The organism is Gilliamella sp. ESL1225 (assembly GCF_058502635.1).
This window is the reverse complement of record NZ_CP196358.1, coordinates 748,416-766,805: the sequence shown is the minus strand read 5'-3', so window position 1 is coordinate 766,805 and position 18,390 is coordinate 748,416. Positions and strand designations below refer to the sequence as shown.

At 33.1% G+C, this 18,390-nt stretch carries 14 protein-coding genes and 4 tRNA genes; 11 read left to right on the top strand and 7 right to left on the bottom strand.

Annotated features, from left to right (window positions below; genetic code table 11):
- Positions 1 to 354: 354 nt before the first annotated feature.
- From alaS to ACSYSW_RS03370, 6 genes are all read left to right on the top strand, one after another.
- Positions 355 to 2,988, top strand: coding sequence for an alanine--tRNA ligase (gene alaS, locus ACSYSW_RS03395; RefSeq protein ID WP_491704696.1), 2,634 nt, complete (start codon positions 355 to 357; stop codon positions 2,986 to 2,988).
- A gap of 139 nt (positions 2,989 to 3,127) precedes the next feature.
- Positions 3,128 to 3,331: a carbon storage regulator CsrA gene (gene csrA / locus ACSYSW_RS03390; protein WP_491704697.1), complete on the top strand. Its 204-nt coding sequence runs from the start codon at positions 3,128 to 3,130 to the stop codon at positions 3,329 to 3,331.
- Between the two features lie 124 nt (positions 3,332 to 3,455).
- Positions 3,456 to 3,548: transfer RNA gene (locus tag ACSYSW_RS03385), tRNA-Ser, on the top strand.
- A gap of 16 nt (positions 3,549 to 3,564) precedes the next feature.
- A tRNA-Arg gene (locus tag ACSYSW_RS03380) sits at positions 3,565 to 3,641 on the top strand.
- 19 nt (positions 3,642 to 3,660) lie between these two features.
- A tRNA-Arg gene (locus tag ACSYSW_RS03375) sits at positions 3,661 to 3,737 on the top strand.
- A gap of 19 nt (positions 3,738 to 3,756) precedes the next feature.
- A tRNA-Arg gene (locus tag ACSYSW_RS03370) sits at positions 3,757 to 3,833 on the top strand.
- Positions 3,834 to 4,013: 180 nt separating this feature from the next.
- Here the strand turns inward: ACSYSW_RS03370 and ACSYSW_RS03365 are convergent.
- The 6 genes from ACSYSW_RS03365 to ACSYSW_RS03340 form a co-directional block, all read right to left on the bottom strand.
- On the bottom strand, positions 4,014 to 4,607 hold the full coding sequence (locus tag ACSYSW_RS03365; RefSeq protein WP_491704698.1) for a PqiC family protein: 594 nt from the start codon (positions 4,605 to 4,607) through the stop codon (positions 4,014 to 4,016).
- Positions 4,607 to 6,244 carry an intermembrane transport protein PqiB gene (gene pqiB, locus ACSYSW_RS03360; RefSeq protein WP_491704699.1) on the bottom strand — a complete coding sequence of 546 codons (1,638 nt, stop codon included), beginning with the start codon at positions 6,242 to 6,244 and terminating at the stop codon, positions 4,607 to 4,609. Before pqiB ends, ACSYSW_RS03365 begins: the two co-directional genes overlap by 1 nt.
- Before the next feature lie 10 nt (positions 6,245 to 6,254).
- Positions 6,255 to 7,505 carry a PqiA/YebS family transporter subunit gene (locus ACSYSW_RS03355; RefSeq protein ID WP_491704700.1) on the bottom strand — a complete coding sequence of 417 codons (1,251 nt, stop codon included), beginning with the start codon at positions 7,503 to 7,505 and terminating at the stop codon, positions 6,255 to 6,257.
- A gap of 252 nt (positions 7,506 to 7,757) precedes the next feature.
- A complete protein-coding gene (locus tag ACSYSW_RS03350; protein WP_491704701.1) occupies positions 7,758 to 9,689 on the bottom strand; it encodes an ABC transporter ATP-binding protein in 1,932 nt (643 codons plus the stop codon).
- A gap of 158 nt (positions 9,690 to 9,847) precedes the next feature.
- Positions 9,848 to 11,104 (bottom strand): serine hydroxymethyltransferase, encoded by a 1,257-nt coding sequence (glyA, locus tag ACSYSW_RS03345; protein ID WP_491704702.1) that lies wholly within the window; start codon positions 11,102 to 11,104, stop codon positions 9,848 to 9,850.
- 380 nt (positions 11,105 to 11,484) lie between these two features.
- Positions 11,485 to 12,696, bottom strand: coding sequence for a sugar transporter (locus ACSYSW_RS03340; RefSeq protein ID WP_491704703.1), 1,212 nt, complete (start codon positions 12,694 to 12,696; stop codon positions 11,485 to 11,487).
- A 180-nt stretch (positions 12,697 to 12,876) separates the two neighbouring features.
- On the opposite strand from ACSYSW_RS03340, the gene ACSYSW_RS03335 reads away from it, so the two are divergent.
- Positions 12,877 to 13,233, top strand: coding sequence for a DMT family protein (locus tag ACSYSW_RS03335; protein ID WP_491704704.1), 357 nt, complete (start codon positions 12,877 to 12,879; stop codon positions 13,231 to 13,233).
- 103 nt (positions 13,234 to 13,336) lie between these two features.
- Here ACSYSW_RS03335 and apbC read toward each other — a convergent pair whose 3' ends face one another.
- Entirely contained in the window at positions 13,337 to 14,404 is a 1,068-nt protein-coding gene (apbC, locus tag ACSYSW_RS03330; protein WP_491704705.1) for an iron-sulfur cluster carrier protein ApbC, read from the bottom strand.
- A gap of 135 nt (positions 14,405 to 14,539) precedes the next feature.
- Between apbC and metG the strand changes: the two genes are divergently transcribed.
- The 4 genes from metG (at position 14,540) to ACSYSW_RS03310 (ending at position 18,383) form a co-directional block, all read left to right on the top strand.
- Complete coding sequence (gene metG / locus ACSYSW_RS03325) at positions 14,540 to 16,573, top strand: methionine--tRNA ligase (protein WP_491704706.1); 2,034 nt, start codon at positions 14,540 to 14,542, stop codon at positions 16,571 to 16,573.
- Positions 16,574 to 16,696: 123 nt separating this feature from the next.
- Positions 16,697 to 17,209 (top strand): flavodoxin FldA, encoded by a 513-nt coding sequence (fldA, locus tag ACSYSW_RS03320; RefSeq protein ID WP_491704707.1) that lies wholly within the window; start codon positions 16,697 to 16,699, stop codon positions 17,207 to 17,209.
- Between the two features lie 98 nt (positions 17,210 to 17,307).
- Positions 17,308 to 17,766, top strand: a complete 459-nt coding sequence (gene fur, locus ACSYSW_RS03315) for a ferric iron uptake transcriptional regulator (protein ID WP_491704708.1) — start codon at positions 17,308 to 17,310, stop codon at positions 17,764 to 17,766.
- A gap of 62 nt (positions 17,767 to 17,828) precedes the next feature.
- Positions 17,829 to 18,383 (top strand): inner membrane-spanning protein YciB, encoded by a 555-nt coding sequence (locus ACSYSW_RS03310; protein ID WP_491704709.1) that lies wholly within the window; start codon positions 17,829 to 17,831, stop codon positions 18,381 to 18,383.
- The last annotated feature ends 7 nt before the right edge of the window (positions 18,384 to 18,390 follow it).

Genomic DNA, 18,390 nt, shown 5'->3' with positions numbered 1-18,390 from the left:
TGATAAATTAAGCGCCCTAATAAAATGATCTAAAATAATTAAATTCTGATTATTTATAAATAAAACGTGAAATTTATGAATAATTCCGTAAAATCTCAACATTTGGAAAAATTGAGTAATTGCGATTCATGCTAAAATAATTTGGCATCAAATATAATCAGAATAAGACAAACTCAGCCTAGACAAAATTTAATTTATTACAGTAATAATTTTACCTTTTTAAGAATTAAGGTGAGAGAATGTCAAAAATTAATAATATTTCACCTAGTTAGCTTAAGATTTATTTTTACAACTTATGTTGTTAAATGTATATTAAGCCTATTAAAAATAATGACTATTCAATCGGAAGTTTAAATGAAAAGTACCGCAGAGATTCGCCAAAGTTTTCTTGATTTTTTTAAACAAAAAGGTCATGAAATTGTAGCGAGTAGTTCACTTGTTCCACATAACGATCCTACATTACTCTTTACCAATGCAGGAATGAATCAATTTAAAGATGTTTTTCTTGGCATCGATAAACGCCCTTATACCCGAGCAACAACATCCCAAAGATGTGTTCGTGCTGGTGGTAAACATAATGATCTTGATAATGTCGGTTACACAGCTCGTCACCATACTTTTTTTGAGATGTTAGGTAATTTTAGTTTTGGTGATTATTTTAAGCAGGAAGCCATTCATAATGCATGGCAATTATTAACTAGTAAAGAATGGTTTAATTTACCTAAAGAAAAATTAACTGTTACTGTGTATGCAAATGATGATGAAGCTTATAATATTTGGCTAAATGAAATCGGTATTCCGAAAGAACGTATTATACGCATTGGTGATAATAAAGGTGCACCTTATGCATCAGATAATTTCTGGCAAATGGGTGATACGGGTCCTTGTGGTCCTTGCACTGAGATCTTTTATGATCATGGCGATCATATTTGGGGAGGACCTCCTGGTAGCGCAGAAGAAGATGGTGACCGTTTTATCGAAATTTGGAATATCGTCTTTATGCAATTTAATCGCAAAGCTGACGGCACGATGGAACCATTACCAAAACCTTCTGTCGATACAGGTATGGGGCTTGAACGAATAGCTGCAGTCTTACAACATGTTAATACTAATTATGATATCGATTTATTTAAAAGCTTGATCAAAAGCGCTGCCAATATTATTGGAGTACAAGATTTAGAAAATAAATCTTTACGCGTGATCGCAGATCATATCCGTTCTTGCGCCTTTTTAATTTCTGATGGTGTATTACCTTCTAATGAAGGTCGCGGTTACGTTTTACGTAGGATTATTCGTCGTGCCATTAGACATGGTCATATGCTTGGCACTAAAGATATCTTTTTTTATAAGCTTGTACAGCCATTAATTGATGTCATGGATGATGCAGCTAGTGAATTAAAAAATAATAAAACAATCGTTGAAGAAAGCCTTAAACAAGAAGAAGAACAATTCTTAAAAACGTTGGATCGCGGTTTAAACTTATTAGATCAAGAATTAACTAAAATAAAAGATAATTTATTACCCGGTGAAATTGCTTTCAAACTTTATGATACTTATGGTTTCCCTCTCGATCTTACCGCAGACGTATGTCGTGAGAAAAATATAACTATAGATGAAACCGCTTTTGATAAGTGCATGGAAGAACAACGTAAGCGTGCTCGTGAATCAAGTTCATTTAACGTTGATTATAATAATAATATTAAACTTGACGGTAAAACCGAGTTTTTAGGTTATGAAACGAACGAAACAAACAGCAAAATTATTGCTATTTTCCATAATGGCGAACAAGTCGATCACATAAATGAGGGTGATGATGCCGTTATTATTTTAAATAAAACACCATTTTATGGTGAATCAGGTGGTCAAGTTGGAGATAAGGGGCTTCTAACCGCCTCAAATATTGAATTCTCTGTTGTTGATAGTCAAAAATATGGGCAAAATATTGGACATCACGGCCAACTTATTTACGGCTCACTTAAAGTGGGAGATAATATTACAGCAGCTATTAATATTGAATTACGTGATCGTATTCGACGTAATCACTCTGCAACTCATCTATTACAAGCAGCTTTACAACGCATTTTAGGTGAACATGTTCATCAAAAAGGCTCACTCGTAAATGCTAACTATTTACGCTTTGATTTCTCTCATCATAAACCAATATCTAGCCAAGAAATTATCGAAATTGAAAATCTCGTTAACCAACAAATTCGTCGTAATTTACTTGTTTCGATTGATATTATGCCTATCGAAGAAGCTAAAAATAAAGGCGCTATGGCGTTATTTGGTGAAAAATATGAGGATATCGTTCGCGTATTAACAATGGGTAATTTTTCAATCGAATTATGCGGTGGTACGCACGTCGAACGCACAGGTGATATTGGTTTATTTAAAATTACCTCTGAAGCAAGTATCGCTTCTGGTGTTCGTCGTATTGAAGCGACAACTGGTCAAAACGCTATGGATTACATCCATCATGATGAAGAGTTACTAAAAAATATTGAATCGCTTATAAAAAGCGACAAAAATAATGTTAATAATCGTATAGAACAACTTTTAGAACAAAACAAACAGTTAGAAAAAACGATTGAACATTTAAAAGTTGAACAAGCCAATCAGCAAATAGCACATTTGTTAAATGAATGTGTAAAAATTAATGATAAAAATCTTATAGTTGCTAAAATAGACACTACTGAACCTAAACTATTAAGAGTCATTATTGATGAACTAAAAAATAAGTTAAAAACAGGTGTTATCGTATTAGCAACGACTCATGATGATAAAATTAATTTAGCGGTTGGCGTTACAAAAGATTTAGTCAATTTGATTAAAGCAGGAGAAATTATATCTCAATTAGCTGTACAAGTAGGTGGTAAAGGTGGTGGACGACCTGATTTTGCTCAAGCAGGAGGATCAGATCTTTTAGCATTACCAAATGCGTTGTCCACTATAACAAATAAAATTAGAAATACATTACAAGCAATTTAGCTTGATATTCTTATGACTTTTAAATAATAAACTCGAAAAGTTATTGTATTTATTTCATTAACTTTTCGTTTTTTATGTTTTTTTGATTTTAAAAAGCAATTTATAAGTTAATAAGTATTACTGGAGAATAGGAGGTCTAATGTTAATTTTAACGAGAAGAATCGGCGAAACTCTTCTTATTGGTGATGATGTGGTTATTACTGTTTTAGGAGTTAAAGGTAACCAAGTCAGAATAGGTATCAATGCACCAAAAGAAGTTTCTATTCACAGGGAAGAAATATATAACAGGATTCATCAAGCACAGCTATTTGAAGTGGATGATAAGTTAACCGATAAGCAGTAATTGAGTACGAAATAGGCAGCTGGAAGATATTAATAAAAAAACGTTTGACTTATTTTTTGTAAAACGTATTATGTGCGCCACAACATTATGTTTTTGTTGTTAAACAGCAAATCTATAATGATTAGGTGAGATGGCCGAGAGGCTGAAGGCGCTCCCCTGCTAAGGGAGTATGCGGTCAAAAGCTGCATCGAGGGTTCGAATCCCTCTCTCACCGCCATTTTGATTTAAATAATGCATCCGTAGCTCAGCTGGATAGAGCACTCGGCTACGAACCGAGCGGTCAGGGGTTCGAATCCCTTCGGATGCACCATTTTTATCACACCTTTTATGCATCCGTAGCTCAGCTGGATAGAGTACTCGGCTACGAACCGAGCGGTCAGGGGTTCGAATCCCTTCGGATGCACCATTTTTACCACACCTTTTACGCATCCATAGCTCAGCTGGATAGAGCACTCGGCTTCGAACCGAGCGGTCAGGGGTTCGAATCCCTTTGGGTGCACCATTTCTTTTTATAAAATTAAATCCATTTATAGTAAAGATGAATTAAGCATTTGCATCCAACACAGAATTAAACGATCAGGTGCTCAATTAGCTTTTGAGCACCCTTACCTTTATAAATTTAAGCATCGTCATAGCGCTTGTATAATTTAATATTTATCTATGTCATCAAGAAATATATTTTCTATTTTATAAGGCGCTTGATTTGCTCACTAAGATTCATTTCTTCTTTTTGCCATGCTTTAGATAATGCCTCAACTAATGAGCTATAACCATTTTGTGAGAGCGATTCATGACGATCGAAATTAATAATAAAAATTTCATTTTTATTATTTTTAATTATCCAACGACCTTTGACGATAGCCTCTCCTTCAGAATTACCATGAAAACCATCAATGATTAATTTTATCGTAACAACTGGAGGTAAGACTTGTTGATTTGAGACAAACACATTGGGTAAAGCTAATGGAATATCTTGCATAATGCGATTACTTAATTGATCGACAATAGGTGAAGCCCATAAATTATTATTAGCCGTGATATATTGAATATTTTGTGTCTGCATTACTATGCCCAGTTTATTTAAAAACGGCGCAATTTCTATTGAATCAAGTAATATAAATGCTGTCGGTGATTGAACAATATTTAACGGTTGAGGTGATAAATTATTTGCTATTTGGTAATAACTTTTCTTCACAATGTCCGAAGAACAAGCAACCAGAGAAAATACCGAAAATAGCGCAAATAATTGCATTATCAATTTGCTTTTTTTACACATTATTGTTTTCCTTTTGCTTTTGGTTCAAGATCTTTAGTTGCCGGTGCAGCAAAGATAAGCGCATTACTTTTTTCATTTAATGTTTTTAATAATGGCGTTAATTCATCCAACATGACTTGAATTTTTAATAAATTATCTTTTATTTGGGTATTGAGTTCTGAACCTGGCTCAACGCTTTTTAGTGTTTGATTAAGCGACATTAAAGATTGTTGCAATTGTTTTGGAATACTTTGCATCTCTTTTGATGACATAAATTTATTCGCTGAATTCATCAATTTATCACTGGTTGAAAGCGATTTATTAAATTCATTAAGCGTTTCATTAAGCGGTAAACTATTAAGATTATCTAATAATTGCATAACTTTAGTTTGCATATGCGAAAAGCCTGTAGAAGCTGTTTCAATCATGTCAAAACCATAAAGTTTAGAGTTCAAATCGTCACTCTTATTGGCTAGATCAGGATAAAAATCGAGATCAATATATAATTGCCCAGTAATGAGATTTGAATTTTTTAGCGAGGCTCTTAAACCATTTTTTTGTTCATTGATAATCGCGCTATAAATATCGATTTTTTCATTAACAATTTCGGATAATCGTTCAGGTTCAATACGGATTAAAACAGGAATATTAGGACTTAAAACAGGCATTTGCTTTAACATCTCTTGCGTATAGAAAGGCACTTCACTCACCGTCCCTAAACGAATCCCACGATATTCAACCGCTGCACCTGCCACAAGCCCAGAAATAGAATCTGGGAACATTAATAAAAAGTTTTTGTATTCTGTATATTGTGATTCATTTATTTCGCGTTTGTTTTTATATAATTTAAACGTTGAGCCTTGTTTGGCAAGATGTCCAAATTTGCTACCATCCGGAATATCAAAACTTATACCACCAGTAAGTAAAACATCTAGTGAGGGGATATCTAGCGAAGCGCCTTGTGGAGAAAACGAAAAATTAATCCCCCCCTCTTTCCAAAAACGAACATTATTTGAGACTAATGTATCGTAAGGTTTAGAAATAAAAATTTGGTATTTCATGGTTTTAGTTTCTACATCAAAATTTGAATTTTCAACATTTCCTACTTGATAACCGCGGAATAATATTGACGCACCTCGTGGAATAACGCCACTTTCGCTACTTTCAAGATTTAATCTTAGGCCTTGTATACTAGGATCGGTTAAAGGTTGGGTATCCGATAAATAAAATGGTTTATTTTTAAAACGTTGTTTATCCTCACCGGCGACTATTTCAATATAATTGCCTGATAAAATAGTACTTAAGCCTGTAATACCATCTCGCCCAACTTGAGGCTTAACAACCCAAAAAATGGAATCATTTTTGAGGAGGGGCTCCATATCTTTATAGATTCGTCCTTTTATAATGACTTGTTGATAATTTTTATCTAACGTGACCTGCTCAACAATGCCGACATCAACACTGCGATTTTTAATTACAGTCTTACCAGCGATAATTCCGCTAGCATCTTTGGTAATTAAAGTAAATTCAGTACCGCGATCCGCAAAATGTGAATAGATAATCCAAATTCCAATTAGAACTGTGATAATTGGAATGATCCAAATTGCTGAAATACCTTTTATTTTCACAATTTCTGCCAATTTATAAGAATGAGCCATAGTTTTACCATTATTTTCTAAAATTTATTCGATCCCAAATTAATCTAGGGTCAAAACTCTGCGACGCTATCATAGTGACAATCACAACAATAGCAAAAAAAATTATACCTAAATCAGGAGTAATATTAATTATCTGCCGATTTTTAACTAATGCACAAACAACAGATACTACAAAAATATCAATCATTGACCATTTACCGATAAACTCAACAACATTATAAAGCTTATTCATTTTTAGGCATTGATTAATATTACGTTTTTTCGATGATATGGAAAAATAACATAACAGACTGAGTGATATAATTTTTAAAATAGGAATTGCGATACTGGCACAAAAAATCACAATGGCAACTGGAATATCCCCTGATTGCCACATAAACATTATTCCATCCATAATTGTTGCACTCGAAGGCGAACCAAAAATATTTGTCGTCATAATGCCATACCCATTAGCAGGTATATAAATTAATAAAGCACTGATTATCAAGGCGATTGTCCATTGGATTTTATTTCTATCGCGCACTTGTCCTAATTGTTTACAGCGTGGGCAATATTCAGTTTTAACCGGTAGTATTGCATGGCAACACCGGCATAAACGTAAATCTTGATTTATCCCTGTTTGTCCTATTTTTAGCGGTTTATTTGCATAATTGTTTGTTGCTATCTCATCCCAAATCACTTTAGGTGAAAACGTTAATGCCGCTTTTAAATTGAAAAATATAAATAAACAAAAAGGTAAAAAGGCGCGAGTAACACCAATTTCACCGTAACTCATTAATTTAACAAAACTGACTAATATGCCAACTAAAAATATCTCTGGCATACACCATCGTTGTAAATATTCGTACAAAATAAGAGGTTTACGATGGGGGAATTTAATTATTCTTCTTTTCTTACATAATAAAAGAATAATCAATAAACTACATATTGGAAACAATATAACAAATAATATGAATAACATAGCGATAAAGGCGTATTTATCTTGATATAAAATTTGTGGAATTTCCATTAACCCAACACCATTAAGATTACCAAGTAAACGAATATCAATTAATATAAAGAAACTTGAAAGTGCTAACATAATTAATGAACAGACAGCATATATACATGCCATTAATTTCATTTGATAATAATTTTTTGCAAGTGTTGTATTACAGCGCGGACAAATTGCTTTATGTGAATCTTCAACATGCGTTAACTCAACGAGCAAATCGCAATGCGGACACAAAGCATAATGTGGGTGTTTTTTTATGTTTTCCATTTTTTACAGTCTATCAATATCTGAATATTTAATAAAATCAATAGATATGATCTTTATTCAAATGATTTAATTTTTATATGTTGTTGTAATGTGATTGTTATTTTTATTAATAAGGCATTAAAGAATATTTCTATTTATTAAAGCCATAAAGCCATTATATTTTATAAATTCTATTACTTTAGCTTGATTATTATTGTGTCGAGTTTTCAAGATAAAGCAATAGATTAATGTCGAATATTTTATACTTAGTATTTATGATTTCGCTATGGCTTCTAATTTTTCCCACCTTTCAAATATTAATTCAAGTTCTGATTCTTTATTAGCAAGTGTAAGTAATATTTCATTTGTTACTTCATGCGGTTGATTAAAAAAATCATTTTGGGCGATAGTTGTTTGTAATAACGCAATTTCATTTTCGAGTTGTTCTATTTTATTAGGCAAATCAGTTAATTCTTTTTGCTCGTTGTAGCTTAATTTAACTTTTTTAATATTGAGTTTATTATTGGTCGCTTGAGTATTATTTTTGTTTTCTTGCAAATGCACATTAGAAGATGATGTAGAATTAGCTGGTTTGGCTACAATTTGTGCTTGTTGCTTTTGATTAAAAGCATCAGTATAACCACCAACATAATGACTAATATGTCCTTTTTCTTCAAAAAACCAGCATTGCGTAACAACATTATCGACAAATTGTCTATCATGGCTAACAAGTAGCACGGTTCCTTGATAATCATTGACTAATTCTTCTAGCAATTCTAAGGTTTCAATATCGAGATCATTTGTTGGTTCATCTAAGATTAAGAGATTGCTTGGTTTAAGAAATAATTTAGCTAATAATAAACGATTGCGTTCACCACCCGATAACGCTCGAACAGGCGTTCTAGCTCGCTTAGGCGGAAATAAAAAATCCTGTAAATAACCTAACACATGGCGAGATCGTCCATTAATGGTAATTTCTTGTTTACCTTCAGCAAGGTTATCCATAACAGTTTTATCAGGATCTAGCTCTAAGCGATGTTGATCAAAATAGGCAACTTCTAATTTAGTACCGCAATGAATAGTACCTGAAGTTGGAAGTATTTGCCCTAGCATTAATTTTAATAACGTTGTTTTACCAATCCCATTTGGACCAATTAAGGCAATTTTATCTCCACGTAAAACTTGGGTTGTAAAATCGTTTACTAAACATTTGTGATCGATTTGATAAGTCACATCTTCCAATTCAAAAACGATTTTACCGGAACGTAATGCTTCTTCAATTTGCATTTTCGCATTACCCATCACATTACGGCGTTCAAAATAGGTTTGTCGCATTGCTTTTAAAGCGCGAACACGCCCTTCGTTTCGAGTTCGGCGAGCTTTAATACCTTGCCTTATCCATACTTCTTCTTGCGCTAGTTTTTTATCAAATTCGGCATTTTGTAGTTCTTCAACTCGTAAGGCTTCTTCTTTGCCAAGTAAATAATCATCATAATTTCCAGCCCACGAAGCCACTTTACCGCGATCTAAATCAATAATACGCGTCGCCATTTTGCGAATAAAGGACCTATCATGCGAAATAAAAACAATACTACCATTAAAACCTTTTAAAAATTCTTCTAACCACTTAATAGTTTGAATATCCAAATGGTTAGTAGGTTCATCCAGTAATAATACATTAGGTTGACAAACTAATGCTTTAGCTAAAGCTGCCTTACGTAACCAACCACCTGATAATGAAGATAATTCAACATCGCCATTAAGTGATAATGACGATAAAATATTACGAATACGATTATCTAATTGCCACGCATTTTGATTATCAAGTTGTTCTTGAATATGCGCCAATTGATTTAAATTTGCATCACTAGGATCGGATTCAATTTTATGCGATAAATCATAATATTGTTTCAGTAATTGAGCTTGTTCATTTAATCCTTCTGCCACGAAATCAAATACCGTTCCTTGGATATTTCGAGGAGGATCTTGTTGCAAGCGAGAAACAACAACATTATTTTCATAAACGATCTGTCCATCATCAAGTGGTATTTCTTTATTTAAAATTTTTAATAATGTTGATTTACCAGCGCCGTTACGACCAACAAGGCAAACTCGCTCGTTCGTTTCAATTGCAAGATCGATATGATCCAATAAAGGGGCATCACTAAATGAAAGATAAGCATTGGTTAGATTGATTAAAGACATAGCTTCTTAACATAAATTAATAAAAGTTAATCGCTATTTTAGCATAAATTTACGATATAAATTGACTGTTAGTTTGCTCTCTTTATATAAAAAGGTTTTGATGAAATGTCTTTTAATACAATGCCGCCTTTTAAGGCGACATTATCATATAACAAGAATTAGTGTTCGTAGACGGGCAGACGACGGCAAATTGCAATCACTTTTTCTTTAACGGCATTAATATTAGCTTCATCATTAATATTATCTAATACATCACAGATCCAATGGGCTAATTCTCTCGCTTCTGCTTCTTTAAAACCACGTTTTGTAATGGCTGGTGTACCAATACGAATACCTGACGTGACAAACGGACTTTGTGGATCATTTGGTACACTGTTTTTATTGACGGTAATATTTGCTTTTCCTAAAACAGCTTCTGCCTCTTTACCTGTTATATTTTTATCAACTAAATCAATTAAAAAGAGATGATTTTCTGTTTGACCCGATACCACTTTATAACCTCTTTTACGGATCTCATCAACCATCGCTTTAGCACTTTTGACGACTTGTTGTTGATAAGCTTTATATTCGGGTTCCATCGCTTCTTTTAAGGCAACAGCTTTAGCGGCAATAACATGCATTAATGGACCACCTTGCGAGCCAGGAAATATTGCTGAGTTAATTTTTTTATATAGCTCTTCACTGCCTCCTTGCGCTAAGATCATCCCTCCTCGAGGTCCTCCTAATGTTTTATGAGTGGTTGTTGTGACTATATGAGCATAAGGTAATGGACTTGGATAAACACCAGCAGCAACTAATCCTGCAATGTGTGCCATATCAACAAATAAATAAGCACCGACACTATCGGCTATTTCGCGCATTTTTTTCCAATCAACAATTCCCGAGTAAGCTGAAAAACCGCCAATAATCATTTTTGGCTTCGATTCTTTAGCAATTCTTGCAATTTCATCGTAATCAATCAAACCGTCATCATTAACGCCATAGGCAACAATATTATAAAGTTTTCCTGAAAAATTAACGGGCGAGCCATGTGTTAAATGCCCACCTTGAGATAAATCCATACCTAAAACTGTATCACCTGGATTTAATAATGTCGTATAAACAGCAAAATTGGCTTGTGAGCCAGAATGCGGTTGTACATTGGCATAATCCGCACCAAACAAAGCCTTAGCGCGATCTATGGCTAATTGTTCAACAACATCAACATATTCGCAACCACCATAATAACGTTTGCCTGGATAACCTTCTGCATATTTATTCGTTAATTGTGATCCTTGTGCCTCAAGAACTCGTGGGCTTGTGTAATTTTCAGAAGCAATCAGTTCAATATGATCTTCTTGTCGTTGTTCTTCGTTTTTAATCGCATCCCATAATTCTTTATCATATTCAGCAATGGTCATTTTTTTTGTAAACATATTTGCTCCTTTAATGTGGGATAAGTAAGATTTCTATAATTCACAACAGGTGAGTGTGATAGGAAACATGAAATACAAATCTTAATGAAATAACAGCTGATTTCAATCTTTTTTTAATCACTATAAAATAAAATTTATTTGAAACCTAAAATTTATAAAAAAGATTATAACTGTCTTAAAGAGGTAATTTTTTTAGTGTATAAGAAGATTGTTTACTGCATGACAAGGATAGTAGAAAATTAGGCGCTGATTAACAACGCCATTACAATCAGAAAATATTTATTAACTTTATATTGTCATTTTAATATTGCAAATAATGATGAACTAATTATCTATTTTTCCTTAATTTACGCAAAAAATCGAAATAATGTAAAATAACATTAATTGACTTTATTAATATCATTATTAGCTGATAACCAATATTTACGAGATATGCAATAAAAAATCATAAGACCGATAAAAATAAATAATGAACCAACATAACCAATATCATTAAGTGAGATACGAATAATTACATGACTACCGATAAATGCCCCACTGCCAATACCAATGTTAAAAATACCTGAATAAACCGAAGTCGCAATATCTGAAGCATCAGGGGCAGCTTCAATCACTTTACTTTGCATTACCATACCAATAATTGTTATAGCAAGTCCCCAGAATAAACATTCGATGATAGAAAAATAATGATTATGAGCACTAAAATAAAGGAAAAATAAACAGAAAAATAAAATCATGGTAGGAATCGTTAAAATAGCAAAAGGGTGATCACTGCTATATTTAGCAAAAAGAAGACTGCCAATAATACCCGAAAATCCAACAAATAATAATAAAACGGTAACAAAATATTCACTAAAACCACCAACTTGCTGCATAAAAGTAGCAATATAAGTATAGGCTGTAAAATGTCCAGTTATCAAAATTGCAGTTAAAATATAAATATTAATAAGCGTCGGTCTTTTTAAGACTTTTGGAATATCACGAAGTTTAATAGAGTTTGAGCTGGGTAATTTAGGAAGTAAATACATTAATAACAACATGATGCAAAAGGCAATAAAACCAATACAGAAAAATGTTATACGCCAGCCGACTAACTGCCCTATCATGGTACCAATTGGGATACCTAGCACCGTTGCCATTGATACACCAACGACAATAAAACCCATAGCTTTAGCTTTTTTACCGCTCGGAGCAAGTCTAACAGCCAGTGGAGTAGTTATTGCCCAAAAAATAGCATGAGCACAAGCGATGCCAAGCCTTGCAACCACTAAACTATAAAAATTCCAAGCAAATCCCGCTAAAATATGACTTGCAATAAATAAACAAAATAAACCAATTAATAATTTTCGTCTTTCCATACTGGCAGTAAGAATAGTCAGTGGTAAAGAAAGGATAGTCACTGCCCACGCATATATGGTCATTAATAACCCAGCTTGTGCATCGTCCATATGAAAACTTTTGGCAATATTAGGTAATAAACCAACTGGCACAAATTCAGTTGTATTAAAAATAAAGGCAGCAAAAGCAAGACCTAATATGGCAGTCCAAATTCGAGAACGCGTTAATTGCGCGGGATTTGTAACATTATTCATGTTGAAAACCACTATTTGACGGTTATATTAAGGTTGATTATAACTGATTATTTTTAACCATGATATAAAATTAATCATTCTTATAACTAACCATAAATTTCAAAATTTCCTTAATTATTATTGTCGTAGTTTTAGTCTTGCAAGCTATAATAATTTATACTTATTTAGGGAGATAATCGAATGAACCATTTATTAATAACCATAGGCATGTTGACCTTAAGTAATATGTTAATGACATTTGCTTGGTATGGGCATTTACGATTTTTAAATAATCAACCTTGGTTATTAGTTGTTTTTATTAGTTGGGGAATTGCCTTTTTTGAATATCTGTTACTTGTACCGGCAAATAGAATGGGTTTTGAAGTGGCAAGTGCAGGACAACTTAAAATTATTCAAGAAGTCATCAGTTTAATGGTGTTTATTCCTTTTTCAATCTACATCTTAAAAGAACCTTTCAAAACTGATTATATTTGGGCGGCTTTATGTTTATTAGGTGCGGTTTTTTTCATGTTTCGTGATAAACTTTTTGCATCTTAATTTTTTATACACTCATTAAAGTGCAATTTATTATATTGCTGTTTTCCTCTATTATTTAATTCATCACTAAAAATCAAATAATAGAGGATTATAATTAAATTGATTAAATCGCTTTAAATGCGATATCTGGTAAAATAGTTGTACCTTGCCAATAAAGTTCGGCTGCAATATTATCCGCTATTTGCCTGTAAAGTTGCGTAAATTCACTATCTGGATGATTAATAACCGTCGGTGTACCATTATCAAGATCTTTTCTCAATAAACGATGTAATGGAATTTGCCCTAATAATTTAGTTTGGTATTTTTCTGCCATTTTCGTAGCGCCACCCTCACCAAAAATCGCTTCATGATGCCCGCAATTCTCGCAGATGTGATAACTCATATTTTCAATAATCCCAATCGTCAAAATATTTACTTTATTAAACATGGTTAAGCCTTTTTTAGCATCAATTAAAGCAATATCTTGCGGAGTTGTTACAATTAAAGCCGCTGTGACGGGAATATTTTGTGCAAGGGTTAATTGAATATCACCTGTACCAGGTGGCATATCAATCACTAAATAATCTAAATCATTCCATAATGTATCTTGTAATATTTGTAATAACGCTTTACTTGCCATTGGTCCACGCCACACCATTGCACCTTCTTCTTCAACCAAATACCCGATTGAATTGGTTTGCATATCATAAGCATAAATAGGCGTCATATGTTTATTATCTTGCGTTAAAGGGCGCTCATGTTGTGTCTTTAACATGGTAGGAATAGATGGACCATAAATATCAGCATCTAAAAGCCCAACTCTAGCTCCTTCTTTTTGCAATGCTAAGGCAAGATTTACGGCAGTTGAAGACTTACCAACGCCCCCTTTACCTGAACTTACGGCAATAATATTTTTAATATGATGGATAGGTGGGATATTATTCGCTCGCTTAAGCGTGGCAATATTATAATAAATTGCCCAATTAACCTCGTTAACATCGTCTAATTTTAATAGTTCAGGTGTTACCGTTTGTTTTAAAAGCTCAAAGGGAGTCTGCCATACAAAAGGCATAACCAGTTCAATTGTAAGAATATGATTATCAATGATACATTTTTTTATTGCCCCAAGCTCCAACAAATTTTTTTGTAATGTGGGGTGTGTAAATCGCTCTAATATAGTTTTTGCTTCCATTATCGTAATTCCTGCTTATCATTTCTAATTATTTCAATATAAGAAATTTAGCTAAATTATGGCATAAATATGGCGATAATCATATGTTTGATGTACTATTTTCGCCATTCAGAAATAAGAGGTAATAAAACGATTATGACAACCCAACGCAAAATATTAGTAACTTGCGCACTTCCTTATGCAAATGGCTCTATACATTTAGGTCATATGCTAGAACATATCCAAGCAGACGTCTGGGTACGTTATCAACGTATGCGTCAAAATGAGATCTATTTTATTTGTGCTGATGATGCGCATGGCACTCCCATTATGTTAAAAGCGCAGCAATTAGGCATTACTCCCGAAACACTAATAGATGCAGTCAATAAAGAACATCAACATGATTTTGCCGGTTTTAACATTAGTTATGATAACTATTACTCAACCCATGGTAATGAAAATCGTCAAATTTCTGAACAAATTTACTATCGCTTAAAAAATAATGGCTTTATTAAAAGCAAAGTTATTTCTCAATTATTTGATCCTGAAAAACACATGTTTTTACCCGATCGCTTTGTTAAAGGAACTTGCCCAAGTTGTAAAGCGCCTGATCAATATGGTGATAACTGTGAAGTATGCAGCGCGACTTATAATCCAACCGATCTTATTAATCCTAAATCAGCCATTTCCGGTGCAACACCTATCATGAAAGAATCAGAACATTTCTTTTTTGACTTACCGGCGTTTTCTAATATGTTGCAAGAATGGATTCGTTCAGGATCATTACAAGAACAAGTTGCCAATAAAATGCAAGAATGGTTTGCTGCTGGCTTGCAGCCTTGGGATATTAGTCGTGATGCGCCTTATTTTGGTTTTGAAATTCCCGATGCTCCCGGCAAATATTTTTATGTTTGGTTAGATGCGCCCATTGGTTATATGGGATCTTTTTTAAATTATTGCGAAAAAGAAAGCAAACCGCTATTTGAGGAATATTGGAATAAAAATTCCAAGACTGAACTTTATCATTTTATCGGTAAAGATATTGTATATTTCCATAGCTTATTTTGGCCCGCCATGTTAGAAGGTAGTGATTATCGAAAACCATCAAATATTTTTGTACATGGCTATGTCACTGTAGACGGTGCTAAAATGTCAAAATCTCGTGGTACATTTATTCAAGCAAGCACTTACTTGAAACATTTAGATCCGGATTGCTTACGTTACTATTATGCGGCTAAATTATCATCACACATTGATGATATTGATTTAAATCTAGAAGACTTTATACAACGCGTTAATAGTGATTTAGTTAATAAAGTCGTTAATATTGCTGCACGCACTGCAGGATTTATTCATAAACGATTTAATGGTCAATTATCATCTAACATTGAAGATCCTGAACTTTATGCTTTATTTGTATCAAAATCAGAAACGATTGCCAATTACTTCGAGCAACGTGAATCGAATAAAGCAATTCGTGAAATCATGGCGCTTGCCGATGAAGCAAATCGCTATATTGATGATAAAGCGCCATGGGTTATCGCTAAACAAGACGGGCAAGATCAATTATTACAAGATATTTGTTCGATGGGTATTCAATTATTCCGCATTATAATGACTTATTTAAAACCTATTGTACCTTCATTAGCGGCACGCAGTGAAGAATTTTTAAACAGTGAGTTAACTTGGAATGCCATAAAAGACCCATTAACTGATCATAGCGTCAATCGTTTTAAACCCTTATTCAATCGTATTGATATGGATAAAATTACTGCTATGATAGAAGAGTCTAAACAAACAGCCTCAACTAATTCAAATAGCAAGTCGGAAGATGTAAATATTGAGCCAATCGCTGAAACAATTAGTTTTGATGATTTTAGTAAGCTTGATATGCGTATAGCATTAATCAAACAAGCAAGCGCGGTTGAAGGATCGGATAAATTATTACAACTGACCTTAGATATCGGTAACGAAACACGCAATGTTTTTTCAGGAATTAAACACCATTATCCAGAACCAGAAAAATTAATTGGACGCTTAACGGTTATGATTGCAAATTTAGCACCACGAAAAATGCGTTTTGGTATTTCTGAAGGGATGGTACTTTGTGCAAGCAATGCAGATGATAAAGATGGAATTTATTTATTATCGCCTGACACTGGTGCTAAACCAGGTATGCGAATTTCTTAATTCACTAAATTCAACAATAATGTATAATTCTTGAATTATACGAAATAAATACCCTCAATCAACTCACAATTGATTGAGGGGTAATTGGCAATAATTTAAAACTTAAAAGTAAAAGGTAACGCTATGGCACAAGTTGGTATTTTTTTTGGTAGTGACACGGGCAATACAGAAAATGTAGCTCAACAAATCCAACTCAAATTAGGTAATGACAAAGCAGATATTTATGACATTGCAAAAAGCACAAAAGAAGATATTGAACAATACGAATATCTCTTTTTTGGTATTCCTACTTGGTATTATGGTGAATCTCAATGTGATTGGGATGATTTCTTTCCTAATCTTGAAAACATCGATTTTACAGGCAAAACAGTAGCCCTATTTGGCTGTGGAGATCAAGAAGATTACGCCGAATATTTTTGTGATGCGATGGGCACATTACGCGATATTATCGAACCTAAAGGTGCAAAAATTGTTGGTAATTGGCCAACTGATGGCTATCATTTTGAAGCATCAAAAGGTTTAGTTGACGATAAACACTTTATTGGTTTAGCTATTGATGAAGATCGCCAACCTGAACTAACCGAAAATAGAATTACAGATTGGTTACAAAAAGTTGTTGAAGAAATGGGAATTTAAGACTTGATTTATCAAGCTTGAAAATGATTCCTTTTAATTTTAAGTGATAATTTCTATAATACAAACTTACTAAGTTAATTAATAGTTGAGATGCAATAATGACCCAACATGATCATGATAATAACGCAGCCTTAAAAAGCGCCGGTTTAAAAGTTACCTTACCTCGACTTAAAATACTTGAATTATTACGTGATCCCGAATGCCAACATATTACTGCCGAAGATCTTTACAGGCGTCTTATAGAATCAGGTGAAGAAATTGGGCTTGCAACTGTCTATCGTGTATTGAATCAATTTGATGATGCAGGTATTGTGACGCGTCATAATTTTGAAGGGGGTAAGGCAGTTTTTGAACTTGCCACTCAGCAACATCATGATCATTTAATATGTTTAGATTGTGGTGAAGTCTTTGAATTTAACGATGACATTATTAATACTCGTCAACGTGAAATTGCTGAGAAGCATGGCATTGAATTAACCTATCATAGTTTGTACTTATATGGACACTGCATGTCGGGTAATTGTAAAAAAGATCCTGATTTATATCATAAAAAATGAAGCCTATTTATAGGCTTTTTGTATATTTGACGGTTGTCAAATTAACATTGGGTTATTAATAAATGAAACAAGTTTTAAACTTTATTCCATTGCTGTTTTTTTTCATCTTTTTAGTTCTTTTTGATATTTTCGCTGGTGTTCAAGCGTTAATGATAAGTGCAACCTTAGTTTTTGTTTTTATTCTTATTTGGTATCGTAAAATTGATAAAATAGAATTATTTTCTTATTTAATGATAATGCTATTTGGTGGTTTAACGCTTTATTATCGTGATGCAGATTTTATTAAATGGAAAGTCACCATCATCAATCTTTTATTTGCGATGGTTTTACTTATCAGTCAAATTTATTTTAAAAAGAATCTTATCAAAAAGATATTAGGTAAAGAAATCGATCTGCCCACTGTAATATGGAATAAATTAAATATTATTTGGGTTATTTTCTTTTTACTCTGTGCAATTGCTAATCTTTGCGTAACCTATTTTGCGTCAGATGATTTTTTTGGCGTTTTTAAAGCCTTTATCTTACCGGCTATGTCGGTATTATTAATTCTTGTCTCTGTAGGATATATTTATAAAAATATAAATCCAACAGATAATAATCAAACTAAAACTGAGTAATATATAT

Excerpts from the sequence above, each read along its gene's own strand:
- alaS (WP_491704696.1), top strand. The coding sequence starts at position 355 with ATGAAAAGTACCGCAGAGATTCGCCAAAGTTTTCTTGATTTTTTTAAA.
- csrA (WP_491704697.1), top strand. The coding sequence starts at position 3,128 with ATGTTAATTTTAACGAGAAGAATCGGCGAAACTCTTCTTATTGGTGAT.
- ACSYSW_RS03365 (WP_491704698.1), bottom strand. The coding sequence starts at position 4,607 with ATGTGTAAAAAAAGCAAATTGATAATGCAATTATTTGCGCTATTTTCG.
- pqiB (WP_491704699.1), bottom strand. The coding sequence starts at position 6,244 with ATGGCTCATTCTTATAAATTGGCAGAAATTGTGAAAATAAAAGGTATT.
- ACSYSW_RS03355 (WP_491704700.1), bottom strand. The coding sequence starts at position 7,505 with ATGGAAAACATAAAAAAACACCCACATTATGCTTTGTGTCCGCATTGC.
- ACSYSW_RS03350 (WP_491704701.1), bottom strand. The coding sequence starts at position 9,689 with ATGTCTTTAATCAATCTAACCAATGCTTATCTTTCATTTAGTGATGCC.
- glyA (WP_491704702.1), bottom strand. The coding sequence starts at position 11,104 with ATGTTTACAAAAAAAATGACCATTGCTGAATATGATAAAGAATTATGG.
- ACSYSW_RS03340 (WP_491704703.1), bottom strand. The coding sequence starts at position 12,696 with ATGAATAATGTTACAAATCCCGCGCAATTAACGCGTTCTCGAATTTGG.
- ACSYSW_RS03335 (WP_491704704.1), top strand. The coding sequence starts at position 12,877 with ATGAACCATTTATTAATAACCATAGGCATGTTGACCTTAAGTAATATG.
- apbC (WP_491704705.1), bottom strand. The coding sequence starts at position 14,404 with ATGGAAGCAAAAACTATATTAGAGCGATTTACACACCCCACATTACAA.
- metG (WP_491704706.1), top strand. The coding sequence starts at position 14,540 with ATGACAACCCAACGCAAAATATTAGTAACTTGCGCACTTCCTTATGCA.
- fldA (WP_491704707.1), top strand. The coding sequence starts at position 16,697 with ATGGCACAAGTTGGTATTTTTTTTGGTAGTGACACGGGCAATACAGAA.
- fur (WP_491704708.1), top strand. The coding sequence starts at position 17,308 with ATGACCCAACATGATCATGATAATAACGCAGCCTTAAAAAGCGCCGGT.
- ACSYSW_RS03310 (WP_491704709.1), top strand. The coding sequence starts at position 17,829 with ATGAAACAAGTTTTAAACTTTATTCCATTGCTGTTTTTTTTCATCTTT.